Raw genomic sequence first — 20,803 nt, 5'->3', positions numbered from 1 at the left:
CATCATCATAAAAAATTATTTATGCGCGTCTTTGAGTGAGTCTGCGATTAAAAATGCAAGCTCTAAAGACTGATCAGCGTTAAGGCGTGGGTCACAGTGTGTATGATAACGAGAACTTAAGTCCTCTTCTGTTACCGTAAAGCTTCCTCCGATACACTCAGTTACATTCTTACCTGTCATCTCCAAGTGAACACCGCCACCAAAAGTACCTTCTGCTTTGTGAACCTGGAAGAACTGTTTCATCTCAGTTAAGATATCATCAACCGGACGTGTTTTATAGTTGTTCGAAGATTTGATAGTGTTACCATGCATCGGATCACATGACCATACAACATTCAGTCCTTCTCTCTCGATAGCACGGATAAGTTGTGGCATATGCTCAGCAACTTTGTTCGCACCCATACGAACGATGATGTTCAGACGTCCCGCTTCATTATCAGGGTTCACTGCATTTGCAAGACGTACTAAATCATCAGGGTCCATAGATGGTCCAGCTTTGATACCGATAGGGTTTTTAATACCTTTCATATACTCAACATGCGCACCGTCTAGTTGACGTGTTCTGTCCCCTATCCAAACCATATGTGCTGCTACATTGTACCAGTCACCTGTGATAGAGTCTTTACGAGTGAACGCTTCCTCATAAGGAAGTAAAAGTGCTTCATGTGATGTATAGAAGTCAGTCTCACGCAGTGTTCTGTATGTTTTTGAAGTAACACCACATGCTTCCATAAATTTGAGTGATTTTTCGATATCTTCTGCTAGTTTTTCATACTTTTCACTTACTTCGGATTTATGAGCAAAATCAAGATTCCATTTACTCACCTGATGCAAGTCAGCTAAACCACCCGATGCAAATGCACGAAGGAGGTTTTGTGTCGCAGTTGCCTGATTATACGCTTTTATCATACGCTCAGGGTCTGGAACACGTGCTTTTTCATTGAACTCAATACCATTGATGATATCTCCACGATATGAATCAAGTGTAATACCCCCTTGCGTTTCCGTATCAGATGAACGAGGTTTTGCAAACTGCCCGCCAAGACGGCCTACTTTTACAACAGGAAGCCCACCAGCATATGTCATAACAACTGCCATCTGCATCAATGCTTTAAAAGTATCACGGATATTATCTGCGTGAAATTCAGAGAAACTCTCTGCACAGTCCCCGCCTTGAAGTAAAAATGCTTTGCCCTCTGCAACATTTGCAAGTTGCTCTTTTAAAGAGCGTGCTTCTCCCGCAAAAACAAGTGGCGGATAATGTTTGAGTTCATTTAAAACAGCATCAAGTTTTGCTTTGTCCGGGTATGTCGGTTGTTGTAAAATTGGTTTTTCTCTCCAAGAAGATGGACTCCAAGTACTCATTGTCTAAACCTTATCTATAAATAATTTTTGCAATTTTATCCAAATATAGATAAAATAGCTATGATAAAAGCTATTTTTATGATTAAATGAGTATAATCGCATATCTAAAATAACCATTTTATTGGGAGAATTATGAAAAAAGATGATTTGAAATCTTTGGTTTCACAAATGCATAAAGAGCTACTCAATAATATTGACTCCCAAAAAGAAGTTAATAAAGAGATGCTTATTTCTTACCTGACAGATGCGATAAAAAGCATTAAGAAAATCCATGATGACGAGATAGACTCTATCGAACATGCCAAACTTGCTTTTACCAATGCCTACAAAGAAATCGCACAAAAAAGTATATCTTCTTACAAACATACAAACGGTAAATTTGAAGAGTTGAGCAAACTACACAAGATGACACTTGATGAAGCAAAAGATCATCTCATTGATATTCCAAATATAACAGAAAAGTTCGATGAGATTCAGTCATATATGCTAGAAGAGGTAGAAAAGGCAAACGCTATTATTTCCCAACTGACACACCAGATAAAAGAGTTGGAAGATGACTCCAATCTTGATGCATTAACGAAGGTTTTTAACCGCCGGGCACTTGAGCGATACCTAAAAAAAATCATGCAAAAAGGCTCTCTTAAACATGAACTCTACTTGCTTATCTTAGATATTGACGACTTTAAAAGTGTCAATGATATGTATGGTCATATTGTGGGAGATAAAGTTCTTATTTTTATAGCCAACCTTTTACGTTCTACACTGCGTGATGGTGATAAGATATTCCGTTACGGCGGAGAGGAGTTCGTAATCATTCTCAACCGAATTACAAAAGAGAAATGTCAAGAGATTACACAGAGAATTCTTCAGACAATCAGCACCAGTAAACTCATATACAAAGACAACTCTGTCAATGTAACTACCAGTATCGGTGTTACAAAATATATAGAAGGGGATACCCCAGATTCACTTATAGACAGAGCAGACAAGGCACTCTATCATTCAAAAGAGCGTGGAAAAAATCAACTGAATATGGAATTTACAAATGGACATTAATTATTTTGACCTTATAGCAGCCATAATTATTCTGCTTCTTGGGTTAAAAGGCATTCTAAATGGCTTTTTTAAAGAGCTTTTTGGACTTATCGGCATTATTGGCGGTATCTTTGTAGCTTCACGTGTAGGTGACAGTGTCGGAGAGCACCTCAGCGAACTTATCTTTAACTTTTCAAACCATGCAGCTATCAGCTTTACAGGTTTTTTAGTAACGCTTACACTTTTTTGGATAGTCATGATTGCCATAGGCTATGTGTTTAAAAAGCTCAGTGTTATGAGTGGGCTTGGTATATTTGACAGAATATTGGGCTTTATTTTTGGCGCGAGCAAATTCTTTTTGATTGCTGCAGTTATTGCTTTTGCCGTAAACAATGTCAAAGCATTCAAACCGACACTTGACTCTGCATTTTCAAACTCGGTTCTTTTCCCTGTACTTGTCTCTACAGGTGGGTTCATCATGAAAATAGACCCAAGTGATGTTACACAAGATATCAATAACTCTGTAGAAGATGCGACACGAAAGGTTTCTGATACGATTCAAGAAAAAACCGAAGAGCTTGCTCAGGAAAAACTTCAGGAAAATATCCAAGAAATAAAAAACGAGTTGAAAAAAGAGAATTGATATGCCAAATGTAACAACAAACTTTAAATACAGAACAATTGAGTATAAACAACTTTTAGAGGATTTTAAAACACTGCTCAAAAAAAACAATCTCAAGTTTACTATCCAGAGAGAAGTGATCTTAGAAACACTCTATAATTCAAACGAACATCTTACTCCTGAAGCTCTGCACCACTTGATTCAAGAGAGACACCCTAATCTAAAAACAGGAATTGCAACGGTTTACAGAACACTTTCACTTTTAGAAGACTCAAATGTTGTCACTTCACTCTCATTCGGTGCACAGGGAAAGAAATACGAACTTGGTGCCAAAGAGCATCATGACCACCTTATTTGCACAGAATGTGGCGAGATTACCGAATTTGTAGATGAGCAGATAGAAAAACGCCAACATGCCATTACAGATGAGCTTGGCTTTAAAATGTTAGACCACTCTATGCAGATTTACGGTATTTGTAAAAAGTGTCAAGAAAAAACAAATAAATAAAGGAAAATTAATTGTTTAGTAACAAATTCATTCAACAAAGAATTGAAAAAGCAAATGTTTTAAGAGAAGCGGAAATAAATCCGTATGCAAACAACTCACGAAGAAATACAACAGTAGAAAAATTTTTAAATGTAAACTCGGATATTGAACAAAAAGAGAACAAACGTGATGAAAACCGCATCTATACAGTAAGCGGACGTATTAAATTTTTACGTATTATGGGAAAAGCAAGCTTTGTAAAGATTGAAGATGAGAGTGGGATGCTGCAAGTCTATGTTGCACGTGACAATCTTCCTGAAGGTTTTTACAACACTATATTCAAGAAAAATATCGAAGTTGGAGATATCATTGAAGTAGAGGGCTACCCTTTTGTTACGGGAAAAGGTGAGCTATCGCTTCATGTAAATGATTTTAGAATTCTTACAAAAGCCATCTCTCCGCTTCCAGAGAAATTTCATGGTATTACAGACAAAGAAGTACGTTACAGAAAACGTTATCTTGATCTGATTATGAATGCCGAAGTAAGAAAAACATTCCAAATTCGTTCTAAAGTAATCTCTTTGACACGCCGTTTCTTTGAAGATAAAGGTTTCTTGGAAGTTGAGACTCCTATGATGCACCCAATCGCCGGTGGAGCAAATGCAAAACCATTTGTGACACACCATAATGCACTTGGTGTTGACAGATACCTTAGAATCGCACCGGAACTTTATCTAAAACGTCTCATTGTTGGTGGTTTTGAAGCAGTGTTTGAGATCAACAGAAACTTTAGAAATGAAGGGATGGATGCAACACACAATCCAGAATTTACTTCAATTGAATTCTACTGGGCATATAAAACGTATAAAGACCTCATAGAAATCACAAAAGAGTATTTTCAATATCTTTTTGAGCATTTAGACCTGCCAACACTGCTGCCTTATGGAGACTTGGAAGTAAACTTTGAAAACTTTACTGAGATTCCTCTTATTGAATCACTGACAAAAATCGGTGGTGTACCAGCTGATATCGTTAATGATAAAGAAAAGATCATTGCTTACCTTAAAGAGAAAAATATTGATGTCAATGAAGCAATGAATCTCGGACAACTGCAAGGTGAACTTTTTGATGAGTTCGTTGAAGAAAAACTCATTGACCCTACTTTTATCACAGAATACCCGGTAGAGATCTCTCCACTTGCTCGAAGAAGTGATGAAAATCCTGCTATTACAGAGAGATTTGAGCTTTTCATAGCAGGACGCGAAATTGCAAATGCATTCTCAGAACTTAACGATCCACTTGACCAGTTAGAGCGTTTTGAAGGTCAGATGGCAGCAAAAGATTGTGGAGATGATGAAGCTCATGCTATGGATACAGATTTTGTTGAAGCACTCAGTTATGGTATGGCACCAACTGCAGGACAGGGAATCGGAATAGACAGACTTGTAATGCTACTGACAAATGAGCACAGCATCCGTGATGTACTCCTCTTCCCTGCTATGAAACCATTAACACAAGATATTTGTGAGGAAGATGAAGAAGAGAAGTAAAGACTTCTCCTCTACTCTCTTTTAATAAAGAAGAGAGTTTGATCCCTCTAGCACATAGCTTTTATCCTCTATAACTTCTGCAGTTTTATTTTCCCTAAAATCAAAGTTTGGTAATTTCTTTTCTAAATACGAAGTGTCAAATACCCCTGCTCTAAAATCTTCATCATTAACGATTGCTTTATGTAATGGTATATTTGTAATGATACCGTCAATATAGAACTCATCAAGTGCGCGCATAGCTTTTTTCACGACACCATCCCATTCAAGAGCGTAAACAATCAGTTTTCCAATCATAGAGTCATAATTTGTCACAATATCATAACCCGCATAGATACTTGTATCAAGACGTACTCCAGGACCACCCGGCGCCATATAGTTGACAATTTTTCCAACTGTCGGCATAAAGTTTTTCTCCGGGTTTTCGCTGTTGATCCTAAACTCGATCGCATAGCCTTTAAAGCTTATCTGATCTTGTCTATATTTCAGCTTATCTCCACCGGCTATCTCTATCATTCTTTGAATGATATCTATCCCTGAGATAATCTCTGTTACAGGATGTTCTACCTGAACACGTGTGTTCATCTCTATAAAATAGACATTATCTTGATCATCTACCAAAAACTCAACTGTACCTACATTTTCATAGCCTATCTTTTTCACGGCATCGACGGCAATAGTGTAGAGTTTTTCTCTTGTTGCATCATTGAGCCTTGGACTAGGTGCTATCTCAACGACTTTTTGATGTCTTCTTTGAATGGAGCAATCACGCTCACCCAGATGGACAACATTTCCAAACTTGTCTGCAACAATCTGTACTTCAATATGACGAGGATTTTGGACATACTTTTCAATGAAAACATCACCTTTTCCAAAGTACTTCTTTGCTTCATTCGTAGCGGAATCAAAGAGCTCTTGAAATTCTGCTTCACTATGAACGATTCGCATACCCCGGCCACCACCGCCAAATGCAGCTTTGATGATAACTGGAAATCCTATCTCTTTGGCAATTTTCTCACCCTCCTGAGCAGTGATTACAGGTTCAACTGTACCTTCGAGGATAGGAACACCTACATTTTTCATAGCAGTTTTTGAAGCCATCTTATCACCAAAGAGTGCAATATGTTCCGTCCGTGGGCCTATAAAAATGATATCATTCTCTTGACACGCCTCGGCAAATTCAGCGCTCTCTGATAAAAATCCATAGCCTGGATGAATGGCGTCACAGCGCAATCTTTTTGCAATATCGATAATTTTATCAACATCCAGATATGCTTCAACAGGATTGCCATCTATCTTGTATGAAAGATCAGCTTTTTTTACCCAGACACCCTCTGCATCCACTTCTGAAAATATTGCAACACTTTTAATTTGCAACTCTTTACATGCACGGATAATTCGCAGTGCTATCTCTCCTCTGTTGGCAATCAAAATTCTTTTTATTGTATTCATATTTTTCCTTTTTCATTGTATTCTACAATTATAGAACTAAAAAGGAAATGCTTGCCTCAGTAGAGTAGAACCTACTTTGGCTCTACTAAACGTGATTGATACGCTTGTGGATGTTTACAAACAGGACAGACCTCCAGAGCTTTTGGCCCATAATGAATGTGTCCACACACTTCACAAATCCACACCTCTTCTTCATTATCACTTAAGAACTCTTTGTGTGATGTGAGTCTCTCTAAAAGCATTCTGTACATCTTCTCATGCTCTACTTCTATTTTTCCTATGTTTTTAAAGAGCGTTGCTGCTTCAAGATGCCCCTCCTCTTTTGCTATTGCTGCAAAATCAGGATACATTGTCGTATTTTCATAGCTTTCACCATTGATAGCATCTTGGAGATTCTCTTCTGTGTTGCCAAAGTTGTTTTCTCTCTCGAACTTCATACGGTTATGCAGAGAGAGTTGTAATTTCGCATGAGTCTTTTCATTATCAGCTGCTCTTTGAAAATGTACTGCAATATCACGATATCCTTCTTTTTGCGCTACTTTGGCATAAAACTCATATCTGTTTCTAGCCATTGACTCTCCTGCAACTGCTTTCATCAGGTTAACTAAAGTGAGATTTTCAGTAATCCTCTTCATAGCCTCTCCACAACAATGAAGCTCACCGCCACCAACATCTTGAACTTCTACAATATTGCCACATTTGTTACATCTGTACGATTCATACTGTCTCATCTTCTATCCTTTTATAGTTTAGATAGGACTATTGTTACACAAAGCAACTTAAAGGAAAATTATTATCTTTTGAAAATCAATTCCAAAGTATCTTCAGTACTATATTATTATATTTTGAGTATAATCTGCATATTTTTATTTTTACAAGGAATTTCAAACCATGAGTTTTTTAAAAGAGTTTGACGAAGAAGTATATAACTTATGCGAAAAAGAGCTAGAGAGACAAACAGACCACTTAGAGATGATTGCATCAGAGAACTTTACACTTCCTGCAGTTATGGAAGCAATGGGCTCTGTATTTACAAACAAATATGCAGAAGGTTACCCTGCAAAACGTTACTATGGTGGATGTGAATATGCTGATGGTGTAGAACAACTGGCAATAGACAGAGCTTGCAAGCTTTTTGGATGTAAATATGCAAATGTACAGCCTCACTCAGGTTCTCAGGCAAACGGTGCAGTTTATGCAGCGCTTTTAAAAGCAGGTGATAAACTCTTAGGGATGGACCTAAGTCATGGTGGACACCTTACACACGGTTCCAAGCCAAGCTTTTCTGGTAAAAACTACTCATCATTTACATATGGTGTTGAGCTTGATGGTCGCATCAATTATGAGAGAGTTTTAGACATTGCTAAAATCGTTCAGCCTAAGATTATCGTATGTGGTGCTTCTGCATATGCACGTGAGATTGACTTTGCAAAATTCCGTGAGATCGCAGATGAAGTCGGTGCTATTTTATTTGCTGACATTGCACACATTGCAGGTCTGGTAGCTGCAGGTGAACATCCTAGCCCATTCCCTCACGCACATGTGGTCACTACGACTACACACAAAACTCTTGCAGGCCCTCGTGGTGGTATGATCATGACAAATGATGAAGATATCGCTAAGAAAATCAACTCTGCAATCTTCCCTGCCCTCCAAGGTGGACCGCTTGTTCATGTGATCGCTGCAAAAGCTGTTGGTTTTAAACATAACCTTAGCCCAGAATGGAAAGAGTATGCACAACAAGTGAAGAAAAATGCTGCTGTTCTTGCTGATGTACTGATGAAGCGTGGTTATGATGTTGTATCAGGTGGAACAGACAACCACCTTGTACTTGTGAGCTTTGTTGGTAAAGAGATCTCTGGAAAAGATGCAGATGCTGCTCTTGGAAATGCCGGTATCACTGTTAACAAAAACACTGTTCCGGGTGAGACAAGAAGTCCGTTTGTAACTTCTGGTATCCGTGTAGGAAGCCCTGCACTTACAAGCCGTGGTATGAAAGAAAAAGAGTTTGAACTTATTGCAAACCGTATGGCTGATGTTTTAGATGATATCAACAATACAGAGCTCCAGACAAAAATCAAAGAAGAGCTAAAAGAGTTAGCACAAAACTTTGTAATTTATAATCAAGCAACGTATTAACAGGTATATAACTTTATGACTTCAATGGACTTAAAACTCATTAAAATGGTAAGTGACCACTACTGGATCAAACGTGATACAGTAGTAGATAAAATCTCATTTAAAGGGCGTACTTTTTATAACAAGTTTGAAAGAGTCAATGCTCCACTTACCCAATCGGTTATCAACCAACACCTCAAAGGTGAGATAACAGTTGCACATTCATTGGTCAATAAAATGAATAAAGTAGAAAATATCGTTATCGATTATAATGGTCGTGACCCTGAACGGTTCTACCACAAGACACAACTTCTTCTCCGTGAAGAAGGTTTTATAAACTTTACAGCGTATAAGAGTAAGACAGAAGGCCATTTACACGTTTACATTCACAAAGGTCATACAACACTTCAAGAGGCTATACAGCTTGGAAAAATGCTCAGTATGAAACTGGCAGCCAAACAACCAAAACAGTGGAGAATGTTTCCAAACAATGATATGCCGGATGAGTATAATATTCTTGTTTTACCGTATGATGTCTATGCCAAAGAGCGTGGTGCTTCTTGGTCAAAACACATGTAGTGTTTCTTTAGAAAATAATCTGATTTCTAAAGAAAATTATCTGGCTTGTTTCTTTAGCCTATTTTTGGTATTATAAACAAGAGATTTAACAAGAGGTAAGATTATGGATGATAAAAACGAACTGAGTGATATTGTACTTAATAAAGGAAATGCGTCAGGTTCTAATAAAAAAATTATACTGGCAATAGCAACATTAGGTGTAGTTTTAATTATTGTCTTAATGCTTATGAGCTCTATGAACTCAGGCTCAACTGACAACTTACCTCAAGCAGTTTTACCACCAAAACCACAAAAAGAAACTGTTCAGGAGAATGTTCAAGAAGAACCACTTTTTGAAGAAGTGCAAGTAATCGAGGATGACTCTTCGACTGATGCCGATCTTGATAAAATCGCGCAAAAACTCAAAGAAGAGAGTCAAACAGAAGCAGCTACTGCTCCTGTCAAAAAAGCTCCTGATGCTACGAAAACGGTGAATAAACCAGTAAAAACAACAACGAAAAAAGTTGCACAAACAGCAACAACAGGTATCAAGTATTATATTCAAGTTGGTTCTTTCTCAAGATATGAACCAAATAAAAAATTCTTAAGATCTATCAAAAATCTAGGTTTTAACTATAGATACCATAAGGTTGGTAATCTTAATAAGGTTCTTGTTGGACCGTTTAATACAAGAAAAGAAGCTAACAATGCCAAAAGAGTTCTTCGTGCTAAAGTTGAACCGGGTGCATTCTTAGTAAAACTATAATAATTTATTAACAAATATTTTTCAAGGCAGACTTTGATACACTCAAAACAATTTACGCTTGACCAGTTAGCACCGATAGCGGTCTACTCAAAAATACGTGAGATGTTTTCGGATGAAATATCTTATCTTTTTGAAAGCGCCGGTGGAAGTGAGGGCAACTACTCTTTCATCTGTATTGGCGCTAGAGAACGTTTACAATATATCGATGATAAAACAGTCTATACTGACATAGAAGGCGTACAACATACAAAAGAAGAGAATCCGTTTACTTTTTTAAAAAAGTACTATAAAAAGATAGATACAACTATCTATAAGCAAGCTACAAAAGAGCTTGGTGTCGGTTATGTAGATGGCTTTATCGGTTTTATCGGTTATGATATGGTAAAAGTCTTTGAACCAAAACTGGGTTCCAGTATGGACCACTTAGTCGATGAACTGCATACTCCTGATTTAGACCTGATATTGCCTAAACTTGTTTTGGTTTATTCGCATAAAAATCATAAAATCACACTTATCTCTACACTTAAAGAGTATGCAGAGAAGTTTGAAAACATTGAAGCAGATCTCAAAGGTACCTATACTTATAAACACAGAGTTTATAATATCGGTAATGATAAAGGCAGTTATGCTCACTCTAAAGAGAAGTTCTTTGAGATGATAGATAAATCAAAAGAGATGATAAAAAGCGGTGATGTTTTTCAGATTCTTATGACAAACCGCTTCACCCGTCATATCAAGGTAGACCCATTCTCTTTTTATAGAATCCTCCGTGCTAAAAACCCTTCACCATATATGTTTTTAATGGAGTATGAAGATTTTAGCATCGTTGGCTCTTCTCCAGAGGTTATGGTTCGTCTGACTGATGGTGAGCTGTTATTACGACCGATTGCAGGAACAAGAAAACGCGGTAAAACAAAAGAGCGAGATAAAGAGCTCGAAGCTGAGCTTCTTAATGATCCAAAAGAGTTGGCAGAGCATTTGATGCTAATTGATTTAGGACGTAATGATGTCGGTCGTGTTGCAAAGACAGGAACTGTCAAAGTAGAAGATATGATGCATATAGAGCGTTTTTCCCATGTGATGCACATCGTTTCCGATGTTGTTGCCGAACTTCGGGATGATAAAGATATGTTTGATCTGTTTATGGCAACTTTTACAGCTGGAACAATGACCGGTGCTCCAAAAATCCGTGCAATGGAACTCATCGCTGAGTATGAAGGTCTCAAGCGTGGTTTTTACAGTGGAAGTATCGGTTACTTTGGATTTGATGGAAATATGGATAGTGCTATTACCATCAGAACGGCTCTTGTCACAAAAGAGAAGGTAGTACTTCAAGCTGGTGCCGGTGTAGTTGCGGACAGTATTAATGAGTTAGAGTACTTGGAAGTGAAAAATAAACTTGGTGCACTTATTCACTCTTTAGAAGATCTTGATCCAAAAGACTCATGAAACTTTTTACAATTTTTGGAAATCCCGTATCACACTCTCGTTCTCCATTGATGCACAACAGTGTATTTAAACACCTTGGCTATCCGGCTTGCTATACACGTACACATCTTGAAGATGGTTCAACTCTGCGCGAGACTTTTTTTAATTTAAAACTGAGTGGTGCAAATATAACAGTCCCACATAAAGAAGCAGCCTTTGCAGCCTGTGATGAGATACGTGGTTTTGCAAACAAAGTTGGTGTTGTCAATACTATTGTAGAAGAAAATGGAAAGCTCATCGGCTACAATACTGATGCTGATGGCTTTTTATACGCTATCCTAGAGTTTGAGAATGTCAAAAGTGTACTCATTCTTGGTGCAGGCGGTACTGCAAAAGCATTAGCAGCAAAGTTTTTAGAAGAAAATATGCAAGTAAGTGTTTTAAACAGAAGTGCTGGACGTCTTGAGTTCTTTAAAACAGTTGGCTGTAAAACATTCACATGGGATGATTTTCAACTCTCATCCTATGATTTAGTTGTAAATACGACAAGTGCAGGACTGAATGATACAGAACTTCCTGCTCCAAAAGAGCTAGTTACATCTGTTTTAGATGCTACTCGCTACGCAGCAGATGCCATTTATGGGAAACTCACTCCTTTTTTGGCACTTGCGAAAGAGAAGAATCTTCCATACAAAGATGGTGCGGATATGCTTCTAGGACAAGGAGTCCTTGCCAACGAACTTTTTGTTCAGGGTAAACTTAAAAAAGAGCAGATAAAAGCATCAATGCAAAAAAGCTTTCTGCTTTAAAACTTCTAGCGTGAGAAAGAAAAACCTATAGCAAACTTTGTAATATTTTTATTATAATCAATCAGAGATTCAACATAACCACTAAAAAGCTTCATGTAAAGATATGATTTATCTTTTCGTAACGGATATGAATATGTTGCTTCCATAGCTCCTCGCATACTTTCAATATTACCACGAACCATAAGACTAAACATGCTTTCATTATAGAAATAAGTAAATTTTACTTGTGTATATCCCAAATACTTCATTAGATCCGGGTTATCACTTAAGTTTGAGCTACCAGGAAAAGGATACAATAGTGTTAAGTCGGTAATTAAGGTACTATGCTGTAGACGTAGAGTTCCATAAAGGTAGTTAATACTTTTGGAAAGATTGAATCTATTAAACTCTGGAATATTTTCAGTATTTGGCTGTCCATTAGATTTATGCGCAATAGCTACTTTAAGTGAGCGCATATGAAACATCGACTTTTTATCACTAATAGGGAAGACTACAAAGCCCTCTGGATTGTATAAACTCTCTCTAAAAGGCGAAGATTCAATATAAATCTGCCAAAATGCATGTTGCGTATATGCGAGATAGTATTTTTCATTCAAACCAAAAAGATTGTATGCAATTTGTAGTTTCAAACTCACCTGAATCTCTGCCTCTTTTTTATCATAGTTAATGACATTTGGCAGATGTGAAGTATATGGCCGGTTTGCAATCGCAAAAGGTAAGATATAATTTGCCTTATATGGTTGCAGACCAAAAACATCATCTAGCCAATTTTGCATACTCTCTTTTGAACGGTCATTTTTAATATTTTCTATATTTATTTTACTTTTTGTTGCATCAATCGGTGCAGGTTTATCACACACTTCTACCGCTGATAAAGAGAGTGCAATCAATAATATACTTATAAAAAACTTCATTTATACCCTCACTCTGTCTTCCAAGGCTCGTGTCAACGAGAGCAAGTCAATATTTTCCAAGCTTACTCCTGTAGGCACACCTTGAGCAATTTTAGAAAAATTCACATGATAAGCGCTCAATTTATCCTCAATATAAAGAATAACAGCATCATTTGCAATGGAAGGAGTCAGGGCAAAAAGTATCTCTTCTATGCCATTTTTTACTATATTTTCAAGATGTGATATAGAGAGCTCTTCTAGTGAATCCAGGACAAAATATTTTCCGTCAAACAAGCCGTTCTCTTCTAAAAGTAGTATATCTTTTGCATTTTCAACAATACATAAAAGTGTAGTATCACGTGTCTCGTCAGAGCATATATGACAGAGTTCATCTTCACTCATACCACCGCACATACGACACTTTTTCAAACTCCCTATCGCATCCTCTATTGCGTGAGATATTTTCAAACCGACATATGTATTGTTCATAATCATAAAATAGGCAAGTCTTGTAGCAGATTTTTTACCAATCGTAGGTAACTCTTGCAATGCATCAACAAGCCTGTTGAATTTTTCTAATGAATTATTCATCTCTATCTACTGCTTTCTCTTTAGGAACGAGCAACCAAAGCTTTAAGGGTGCATTGAGCCTGCCTGCAAGTTGGAGTGCTTCATCACCACTTCCTACAAACAAATCAGCTCTTACGCTTCCTTTGATTGCACCACCCGTATCTTGTGCGAATACAATTCTGTTGATTTTCTTCTCTTGTAAATTTGCGCTCAAGTATAACATATTTCCTAACAAAATATACCTTTTATCCACTGCAATAGAGCGCATCGGTGTCAATTCTACACCTAAAGCTCCTGTAGCACCCTGCTCTCTTTTTGAAAAAAAGACCATTGAGTTGTTGTAATTGAGTACTTCATCAAGTTCTTGCGGATGTTCTTGTAACCATTTTTTTATGCTTTGAAGTGAAACTTCTTCGAGTGTCAGATTACCTCTTTTTACAAGATATTTACCGATAGATCGGTATCTATGCCCATTTTGATTATCGTATCCTAAATAGATAGAACTGTTATCATCAAATTTTGCGATTCCTGATCCCTGTACTTCTAAAAAAAACTTATCTATCAAAGAATCGCAATAACAGATTACTGATGCATTCAAATCATTATAAGCCACCTCTCCTCGAGCGTAGTAAGGCACAAGTTTATTCCCTACCAAACGACCACGCAGTCTGTAGTGTTTAAGTTCAGGATATATTCTTGCCAAATCAATAGTAACTAAATCTTTCGGTGTCGCATATACTGGGTATCTGTAACGTTCTGTTTGTTCATAAGAGGCGTGAATTTCGGCTTCATAGTAGCCTGTAAGTGTTCCTTGATTATCTTCTTTGTTATTTAAAATAAGAAAAGGTTGGAAGTTTGCTGTAATGAATTCTTGAGCGTTTTGTGTTTCTTGTGCTTTATTACATAAATCTGTATAGATATCAAAAACTTTTTTAGTTTGACAATTTTTTACAAACAGCTGTAGCACCTCATCAAAATTCTCTTTATGAAAATCAGGTAGAGATTCAAACGTCGTTTTTCGCAATTCTGTATTTGACAGCTCTTTAAGATGCACTTTTGGCTCTTTTGAGCAGGATACAAAAAAGAGAAAAAAGAATAAAGTGATGATTACTATTTTCATGAGTGAGATTATATCATCAAAGTATTTATTTTAAATTACAAAATGGGTATAATTTCACAAAAATTTTAAACAAATATAGGATTATAAATGGAAGAGTTAAGCTATTATGAGATTTTAGAAGTATCACGTGACGCAGATAAGGCAACAATCAAAAAAGCTTATAGAAAAATGGCAAAAAAATACCATCCCGATAAAAATCCGGGAGACAAAGAAGCTGAACATAAATTCAAGCTCTGTAATGAGGCCTATCAGTGCCTTAGTGATGACCAGCAAAGAAGTATCTATGACAGATATGGTAAAGAAGGTCTCCAAGGTATGGGTGGAGGCCATGGTGCTTCTCACGCAGGATTTGATGACTTAGGAGCTATCTTTGAAGAGATGTTCAGTGGTTTTGGAGGCGGTGGCAGAAGACGTCAAAATCCGGCAGATATGGACAAATATCCACTTGATATGAACGTCGATATGTACATCAGCTTCCAAGAGGCTATCTTTGGTTGTGAAAAAGAGATAGAGTACACATATAAAAAAGCATGTGAAGCTTGTAAAGGTACAGGTGCCAAAGATGGTAAGCTCTCTACCTGTCCACAATGTAAAGGACAAGGTCAGGTTTATATGAAGCAAGGCTTTATGACCTTCTCTCAAACATGTCCAGTATGTCACGGAACAGGTTCCTCTGCAGCCCAGAAGTGTAAAGTATGTCGCGGTAGTGGTTATGAAGAGGTACGTGAGAAGATCACTATCACCGTTCCAAAAGGGATTGATTCTGGAAATCGTCTTAGAGTCTCTGGTAAAGGTAACATTGGTAAAAACGGTAATAGAGGTGATCTCTACATCACATTTGAGGTCAAACCGGACAAACACTTTATAAGAAACGACAATGATGTCTATATTGAAATTCCGGTATTCTTTACACAGGCTGTAAAGGGCGATACTTTAACAATTCCGTCACTTACAGGTGAGCTTGAATTAAAGCTTGATATTGGAACAAAAGACAAACAACGCTATACTTTTAGAGGTGAAGGTATCGATAATGTTCATGGACATGGAAAAGGTGACTTAATTGCTATCATCAACATCCAGTATCCTAAAAAACTGAGTGATGAGCAATTAGAGTTGCTAAATCAACTCCAAGAGTCCTTCGGTATTGAGTCAAAACCGCATGAGAGTCTGCTTGACTCTGCTATAGATAAAATGAAAAGTTGGTTTAAATAAAATATTATGAATAAACAGCATCTTAAAGACAAGCTATCATCATTAGCTCTTTCTATGTTTCGAAAAGACTTTTTTGGAATATATCACGGTTCGCTCTCAGCAAAAACTGAGTCAAGCCGTTTTCTTATCAACACAAAAGAAGCTGTCTTTGATGCAATTGATAACAATTCACTGATTGAACTCTACTTTAAAAAAGATTATAGATGGAAGCAAGCAAGTATCGATGCAAGTATCCACCACTCTATCTACTCACAGATATCAGAAGCAAAATTTGTCTGCTTCTCTATGCCGCAATTTACAACTGCTTATTCACTTAACCACAACATCATCGTTCCTAAGGATTATTTTGGGCATAAAGAGATTGGCTCCATTGAAATTTTTGACCCAAAACAGTTTGAAGATTGGTATGAGAGAGCACAGAGTGAGATAGCCTACTATTTTCAGACAAATAAAACAAACATCATGGTAATTCGCGGATACGGTGTTTATGCCTACAGCAGAGATATGCATGAGATGGCCAAACAGTTAGCCATCTTGGAGAAAAGCTGCAGACTTTTAATGCTTGACAATGATGCAGCCAATTGTGAGTTCGACTAATTTTTAAAGTGCTTCAATCGCTTTATAAGCCACATCCATCATCTTCTTTATCTCTTCTTCACTAATAATATACGGCGGCATAAAATAGACGATATGTCCAAGCGGACGTAAAAGTACTCCATTATTAAGCCCATACTCGTACACTTTTAGCCCTATGCGTTCTTCTGCTGTGTACCCTTTGAGCTCAACTGCACAAACCATACCGGTTTGACGTACTTCTGCCACATTTTGCAAGCTTTTAAATCTTTCAAGCTCTTTTGCCATCAAAGCTGCTTTTTCTCTGTTTTTCTCAATAATATTTTCATTTTCAAAGATATCCAAAGTTGCATTTGCAGCAGAACATGCCAAAGCATTACCGGTATAAGAGTGTGAGTGTAAAAACGCTTTATGCTCATTATAGTCACAATAGAACTTTGCATAAACATCGTTAGAAGTAAGCACTACAGAGAGTGGGAGATATCCGCCGGTAAGTCCTTTTGAAAGAACTAAAAAGTCAGGTGAGATTCCAGCCTTTTGACAAGCAAAAAGCTCTCCGGTACGACCAAAACCAACCATTACCTCATCCGCGATAAGATGTACATTGAATCTGTCACATATCTCACGCAGTAAAACTAAAAAGTGAGGATGATACATATGCATATACCCTGCCCCTTGGATCAAAGGCTCAACAATAATAGCACTTATCTCATCGGCTCTTTGTTGACAAAGTAGCTCAAACTCCTGGGCTGCTGTTATAGCACTTTCTTTGCTCATATCTTGTGGTACGGGAGTTTGAACAGTCTTCATAAGAAGTGGTTCATAGGTATCTTTGTAAAGTTCTACATCACCGACACTGAGAGCTCCTATTGTCTCTCCGTGATATGAATTCGTTAGTGAAACAAAGAGTGGTTTTTTCTCTCCTGAGTTCAAATGAGCGTGATAACTCATCTTAAGTGCAACTTCAACTGCAGATGAGCCGTTATCTGAGTAAAAACATTTATCTAAACCATTAGGTGTTAGTTTTACAAGACGCTCAGAAAGCCTCACAACCTGTTCATGAGTAAACCCTGCGAGTATAACATGTTCTAATGTATCTAACTGCTTTTTTATCTTTTCGTTTATATAACTGTTAGTATGTCCAAACATATTTACCCACCATGAGCTTATAGCATCAATATAACGATTTCCTTCAAAATCTTCCAGATAGACTCCATGGGCTTTCTTTATCGGTATTAGCGGCAATCTCTCATGATCTTTCATCTGTGTACAGGGGTGCCAAAGGACATCCAAGTCTCTGTTTTTTAATTCTTCATTTTTCATAACAAAATTATATCTTTCTCTCTCCTCTTTATCAAGTTTAAAGGCGAATTTACATAGAATTACATAAATTTGATGAAGAAGGTTTTTTACTATTATGATTACATGGATGCAAAGACATAAGAAATGGCTTATTATAACCATTTGGATTTCAACTATCGCTTTTATCGGTGCTGGTTTTGTCGGTTGGGGACAATATAAATATGGAGACAAAGCAAGTGCTGTTGCAAAAGTCGGTGATGTTGAGATATCTATGAGCGAACTGCAAAAAACCTACTCTCGTCTCTATCAGCAATATAACCAGATGATGCAAGGTAATTTTGATGAAGAAAAAGCGAAACAGTTTGGCTTACAGAAACAGGCTTTACAACAACTCATCCAACAAGCGTATCTTCTTAATCTTGCGCAGTCGTATGACCTAATGGTCAGTGACCTGGAACTTTTCAAAGTTATAAAATCGCAAAAGGTTTTTTATAAAAACGGTGCTTTTGACAAAGATACATACAAACAGGTTCTTTCACAAAACAGAATGACTCCAAAAGAGTATGAAACAGGACTTAGAAGAGAACTGCTTTTACAAAAAACTCTTGCCCTTCTTCCTGTAAAAACTTCAAAAAATGAAGCAAAAATCTTAGATACACTGTTGAACATTGCAGATAAGATTGAATATAAAATACTTTCAGAATCAATGATCAGTGTTGATACATCAGATGCAAAACTCAAAGCATTCTGGGAGAGTATGAAAAACAACTTTATGACAGATGTAAGTTATGAGATCAACTTTGTCAAACAGTCTCCTGTAGTAAAAGAGTACGATGAAGCTGCCATTACAAAATACTACCAAGCCAACAGAACACACTTTAAAGACAGCGAAGGTAAGATACTTCCACTCAAAGAAGCAAAAGAGGCAGTAATAAAAGAGTTAAATACAAAAGCATCTAAAGATACAGCGCTCAGAACATACATCGCTTTCAAAAAAGGAAAGCTTGATTCATCGATACAGAAAGAGACACTGACAGTTTCAGCATCCAATAACCCTCTAGGAACAGAGGTACTTGAGAAGATAAAGTCTCTTTCTGCTACAAAACCGTATGCAAAACCTGTTCTTGTTAACGATACTTATTATATAATCGAGTTAGTTAAAACAAACCCTGCAATGCCAAAATCTTTTGAAGCTGCACGTACGGAAGTTTTACCACTCTATCTAAAACAAAAAAGAAAAGAGAAGCTCTTTGAGTTAGCAAACAACTCATTAGCTACATTTAAAGGAAAAACTACCGATTTTATCACTGTTAGTTCATTAGATGCGATGAATGGTCTTTCAAAAGCAGAGACAGCAGAGTTTCTTCAGAAGCTTTTTACTTCTGATAAAAAAAGAGCTTTTATAACATTAAAAGATGAAAAAGTTGTTTTATACAACATTTTGGAACAAAAACTGCTTAATAACAAAAATAGTAATCAAAGTGATGTTATCACTCGATTAAAAAGTACAATGTTTAGTGAAGGTCTTCTAAAAACCCTCCAAAACAAGTACCAAACTGAGATATTTATCCAAGGACTCTAAATTGAGTAGAACTGTTTTAGCCATTGACATTGGCTCAACAAAAATTTGTGCTGTTATCGCTGAGATTGCTAACGATAACACTATCTCCATTACAGGAGCTGGAACAACAAAAGCACAAGGCCTCAAAAAAGGAAGTATCACAAATATTGAACTTGCCTCTCGCAGTATTAAAACAGCTGTTGAAGATGCAAAAAGAGTTTCCGGTGCAAATGTTACGAGTGCAATCGTATCAATTTCGGGAGCCTATACAAAAAGTCTAAACTCTAACGGCATTGTAAATATCCAATCAAAAGAGATATCTTTTGAAGAGATCAAACGTGTTATGCATACATCTCTTTATAATGCAAATATTCCAAATGAGTATGAAGTACTTCATGCTCTGCCATTTAACTTCAAAGTAGATGATCAGGACTATATCGAAGACCCACTTGGAATGAATGCTTCTCGTTTAGAAGTTGAAACACATATCATTACAACACAAAAATCAAATCTTAACAATCTCAAAAAAGCTGTCAAAGGTGCAGGAGTAGAAGTAGAAAACATAGTGCTTAACTCGTATGCATCAGCTATTGCAACACTTAATGAAGATGAACGCGAACTTGGTGCTGCGGTTATTGACATGGGTGGTAATACTAGCAATATTGCAATATACTCTGGAAACTCCATTAGATACAATGAGTATCTTGGTGTTGGTTCCAACCATGTCACAAGTGACCTTTCAATGGCACTGCATACACCACTCAATGTTGCGGATAAAGTAAAACTGACATACGGCTCACTCCTTACTCCAAGTAATGACTTGATTGAACTGCCTGTAATCGGTGATGAAGAGACAACACACGAAGTCTCTTTGGAAGTTGTTCATAATGTTATCTTTGCAAGAGTGGAAGAGACATTGATGATACTTGCACAGTTTATTGAAAAGAGTGGTTTAAAAGATCAAATTGGTGCAGGAGTTGTTCTCACCGGTGGCTTTTCAAAAATGGAAGGCATCCGTGACTTGGCAATTGCGACCTTTGGATCTATGCCAGTACGTCTTGCAAAGCCGCGTGAGATGGATGGACTCTTTGATACACTCAGAGAACCTGAATATGCAAGTGCAATTGGTTTGATTATGTATGCTGCATATCCGTATACACCATATGAGATTGATGTAAACAAACGTGTACGTCATACAAATGAAACACCGACACAAAGTACAACTGTAGATCTTTCTGACACAACAGAAAACCTTACTACTCCTCTCGTAAAAGAGGAGAAAGAAGCAAAAATGATCAATCTTGAAGAAGCACAGAGTAAAAAAAGTGATGAAGCAGGAAGCTTAAGCAAATTTTGGAATTGGGCAACCCAGTTATTTTAAAGGA

At 37.1% G+C, this 20,803-nt stretch carries 20 protein-coding genes; 13 read left to right on the top strand and 7 right to left on the bottom strand.

Annotation, left to right across the window (positions count from 1 at the left end; all coding sequences use genetic code 11):
- Positions 1 to 15: 15 nt before the first annotated feature.
- Positions 16 to 1,365 carry a 3-deoxy-7-phosphoheptulonate synthase class II gene (locus tag MNY27_RS01420; protein ID WP_152183818.1) on the bottom strand — a complete coding sequence of 450 codons (1,350 nt, stop codon included), beginning with the start codon at positions 1,363 to 1,365 and terminating at the stop codon, positions 16 to 18.
- A 132-nt stretch (positions 1,366 to 1,497) separates the two neighbouring features.
- On the opposite strand from MNY27_RS01420, the gene MNY27_RS01415 reads away from it, so the two are divergent.
- The 4 genes from MNY27_RS01415 to lysS are packed head-to-tail and all read left to right on the top strand — an operon-like array spanning position 1,498 to position 5,059.
- Positions 1,498 to 2,421 (top strand): GGDEF domain-containing protein, encoded by a 924-nt coding sequence (locus MNY27_RS01415; protein ID WP_152183819.1) that lies wholly within the window; start codon positions 1,498 to 1,500, stop codon positions 2,419 to 2,421.
- Complete coding sequence (locus MNY27_RS01410) at positions 2,411 to 3,043, top strand: CvpA family protein (protein WP_152183820.1); 633 nt, start codon at positions 2,411 to 2,413, stop codon at positions 3,041 to 3,043. Before MNY27_RS01415 ends, MNY27_RS01410 begins: the two co-directional genes overlap by 11 nt.
- 1 nt (position 3,044) lies before the next feature.
- Positions 3,045 to 3,530, top strand: coding sequence for a Fur family transcriptional regulator (locus tag MNY27_RS01405; RefSeq protein WP_152183821.1), 486 nt, complete (start codon positions 3,045 to 3,047; stop codon positions 3,528 to 3,530).
- Positions 3,531 to 3,541: 11 nt separating this feature from the next.
- Positions 3,542 to 5,059 carry a lysine--tRNA ligase gene (lysS, locus tag MNY27_RS01400; protein WP_152183822.1) on the top strand — a complete coding sequence of 506 codons (1,518 nt, stop codon included), beginning with the start codon at positions 3,542 to 3,544 and terminating at the stop codon, positions 5,057 to 5,059.
- A gap of 21 nt (positions 5,060 to 5,080) precedes the next feature.
- On the opposite strand, the gene MNY27_RS01395 is transcribed toward lysS, so the two are convergent.
- Entirely contained in the window at positions 5,081 to 6,508 is a 1,428-nt protein-coding gene (locus MNY27_RS01395) for an acetyl-CoA carboxylase biotin carboxylase subunit (protein ID WP_152183823.1), read from the bottom strand.
- 71 nt (positions 6,509 to 6,579) lie between these two features.
- Positions 6,580 to 7,239, bottom strand: coding sequence for a ferritin family protein (locus MNY27_RS01390; protein WP_152183824.1), 660 nt, complete (start codon positions 7,237 to 7,239; stop codon positions 6,580 to 6,582).
- Positions 7,240 to 7,399: 160 nt separating this feature from the next.
- Here MNY27_RS01390 and MNY27_RS01385 point away from each other — a divergent pair, with 160 nt between their 5' ends.
- The 5 genes from MNY27_RS01385 (at position 7,400) to MNY27_RS01365 (ending at position 12,187) form a co-directional block, all read left to right on the top strand.
- Positions 7,400 to 8,647, top strand: coding sequence for a serine hydroxymethyltransferase (locus MNY27_RS01385; protein ID WP_152183825.1), 1,248 nt, complete (start codon positions 7,400 to 7,402; stop codon positions 8,645 to 8,647).
- Positions 8,648 to 8,662: 15 nt separating this feature from the next.
- Complete coding sequence (locus tag MNY27_RS01380; protein WP_152183826.1) at positions 8,663 to 9,205, top strand: DUF1882 domain-containing protein; 543 nt, start codon at positions 8,663 to 8,665, stop codon at positions 9,203 to 9,205.
- A 103-nt stretch (positions 9,206 to 9,308) separates the two neighbouring features.
- Positions 9,309 to 9,950 carry an SPOR domain-containing protein gene (locus MNY27_RS01375; RefSeq protein ID WP_152183827.1) on the top strand — a complete coding sequence of 214 codons (642 nt, stop codon included), beginning with the start codon at positions 9,309 to 9,311 and terminating at the stop codon, positions 9,948 to 9,950.
- A gap of 33 nt (positions 9,951 to 9,983) precedes the next feature.
- Complete coding sequence (locus tag MNY27_RS01370; protein WP_152183828.1) at positions 9,984 to 11,399, top strand: anthranilate synthase component I family protein; 1,416 nt, start codon at positions 9,984 to 9,986, stop codon at positions 11,397 to 11,399.
- The gene (locus MNY27_RS01365) at positions 11,396 to 12,187 is read left to right on the top strand and encodes a shikimate dehydrogenase (RefSeq protein ID WP_152183829.1); all 792 of its coding nucleotides are present in this window, start codon (positions 11,396 to 11,398) and stop codon (positions 12,185 to 12,187) included. The genes MNY27_RS01370 and MNY27_RS01365 overlap by 4 nt, the downstream gene beginning before the upstream one ends.
- Before the next feature lie 5 nt (positions 12,188 to 12,192).
- Here MNY27_RS01365 and MNY27_RS01360 read toward each other — a convergent pair whose 3' ends face one another.
- The 3 genes from MNY27_RS01360 to MNY27_RS01350 are packed head-to-tail and all read right to left on the bottom strand — an operon-like array spanning position 12,193 to position 14,770.
- Positions 12,193 to 13,101: a phospholipase A gene (locus MNY27_RS01360; protein WP_152183830.1), complete on the bottom strand. Its 909-nt coding sequence runs from the start codon at positions 13,099 to 13,101 to the stop codon at positions 12,193 to 12,195.
- Positions 13,102 to 13,671, bottom strand: coding sequence for a recombination mediator RecR (recR, locus tag MNY27_RS01355; protein ID WP_152183831.1), 570 nt, complete (start codon positions 13,669 to 13,671; stop codon positions 13,102 to 13,104).
- A complete protein-coding gene (locus MNY27_RS01350) occupies positions 13,664 to 14,770 on the bottom strand; it encodes an MltA domain-containing protein (RefSeq protein ID WP_152183832.1) in 1,107 nt (368 codons plus the stop codon). The genes recR and MNY27_RS01350 overlap by 8 nt, the downstream gene beginning before the upstream one ends.
- Before the next feature lie 87 nt (positions 14,771 to 14,857).
- Between MNY27_RS01350 and dnaJ the strand changes: the two genes are divergently transcribed.
- Both dnaJ and MNY27_RS01340 read left to right on the top strand, forming a co-directional pair.
- A complete protein-coding gene (gene dnaJ, locus MNY27_RS01345) occupies positions 14,858 to 15,982 on the top strand; it encodes a molecular chaperone DnaJ (protein WP_152183833.1) in 1,125 nt (374 codons plus the stop codon).
- Between the two features lie 6 nt (positions 15,983 to 15,988).
- Complete coding sequence (locus MNY27_RS01340; protein ID WP_152183834.1) at positions 15,989 to 16,579, top strand: class II aldolase and adducin N-terminal domain-containing protein; 591 nt, start codon at positions 15,989 to 15,991, stop codon at positions 16,577 to 16,579.
- Positions 16,580 to 16,582: 3 nt separating this feature from the next.
- On the opposite strand, the gene MNY27_RS01335 is transcribed toward MNY27_RS01340, so the two are convergent.
- Complete coding sequence (locus MNY27_RS01335; RefSeq protein WP_152183835.1) at positions 16,583 to 17,878, bottom strand: adenosylmethionine--8-amino-7-oxononanoate transaminase; 1,296 nt, start codon at positions 17,876 to 17,878, stop codon at positions 16,583 to 16,585.
- Between the two features lie 106 nt (positions 17,879 to 17,984).
- Between MNY27_RS01335 and MNY27_RS01330 the strand changes: the two genes are divergently transcribed.
- Both MNY27_RS01330 and ftsA read left to right on the top strand, forming a co-directional pair.
- Positions 17,985 to 19,439 (top strand): peptidylprolyl isomerase, encoded by a 1,455-nt coding sequence (locus MNY27_RS01330; RefSeq protein WP_346391781.1) that lies wholly within the window; start codon positions 17,985 to 17,987, stop codon positions 19,437 to 19,439.
- 1 nt (position 19,440) lies between these two features.
- Positions 19,441 to 20,799, top strand: coding sequence for a cell division protein FtsA (ftsA, locus tag MNY27_RS01325; protein ID WP_152183837.1), 1,359 nt, complete (start codon positions 19,441 to 19,443; stop codon positions 20,797 to 20,799).
- The last annotated feature ends 4 nt before the right edge of the window (positions 20,800 to 20,803 follow it).

Source organism: Sulfurimonas sp. NWX79, assembly GCF_039667035.1.
Classification (GTDB): Bacteria; Campylobacterota; Campylobacteria; order Campylobacterales; family Sulfurimonadaceae; genus Sulfurimonas; species Sulfurimonas indica.
The sequence above is the reverse complement of the archived record's forward strand: the minus strand, read 5'-3'. Positions and strand labels throughout refer to the sequence as shown.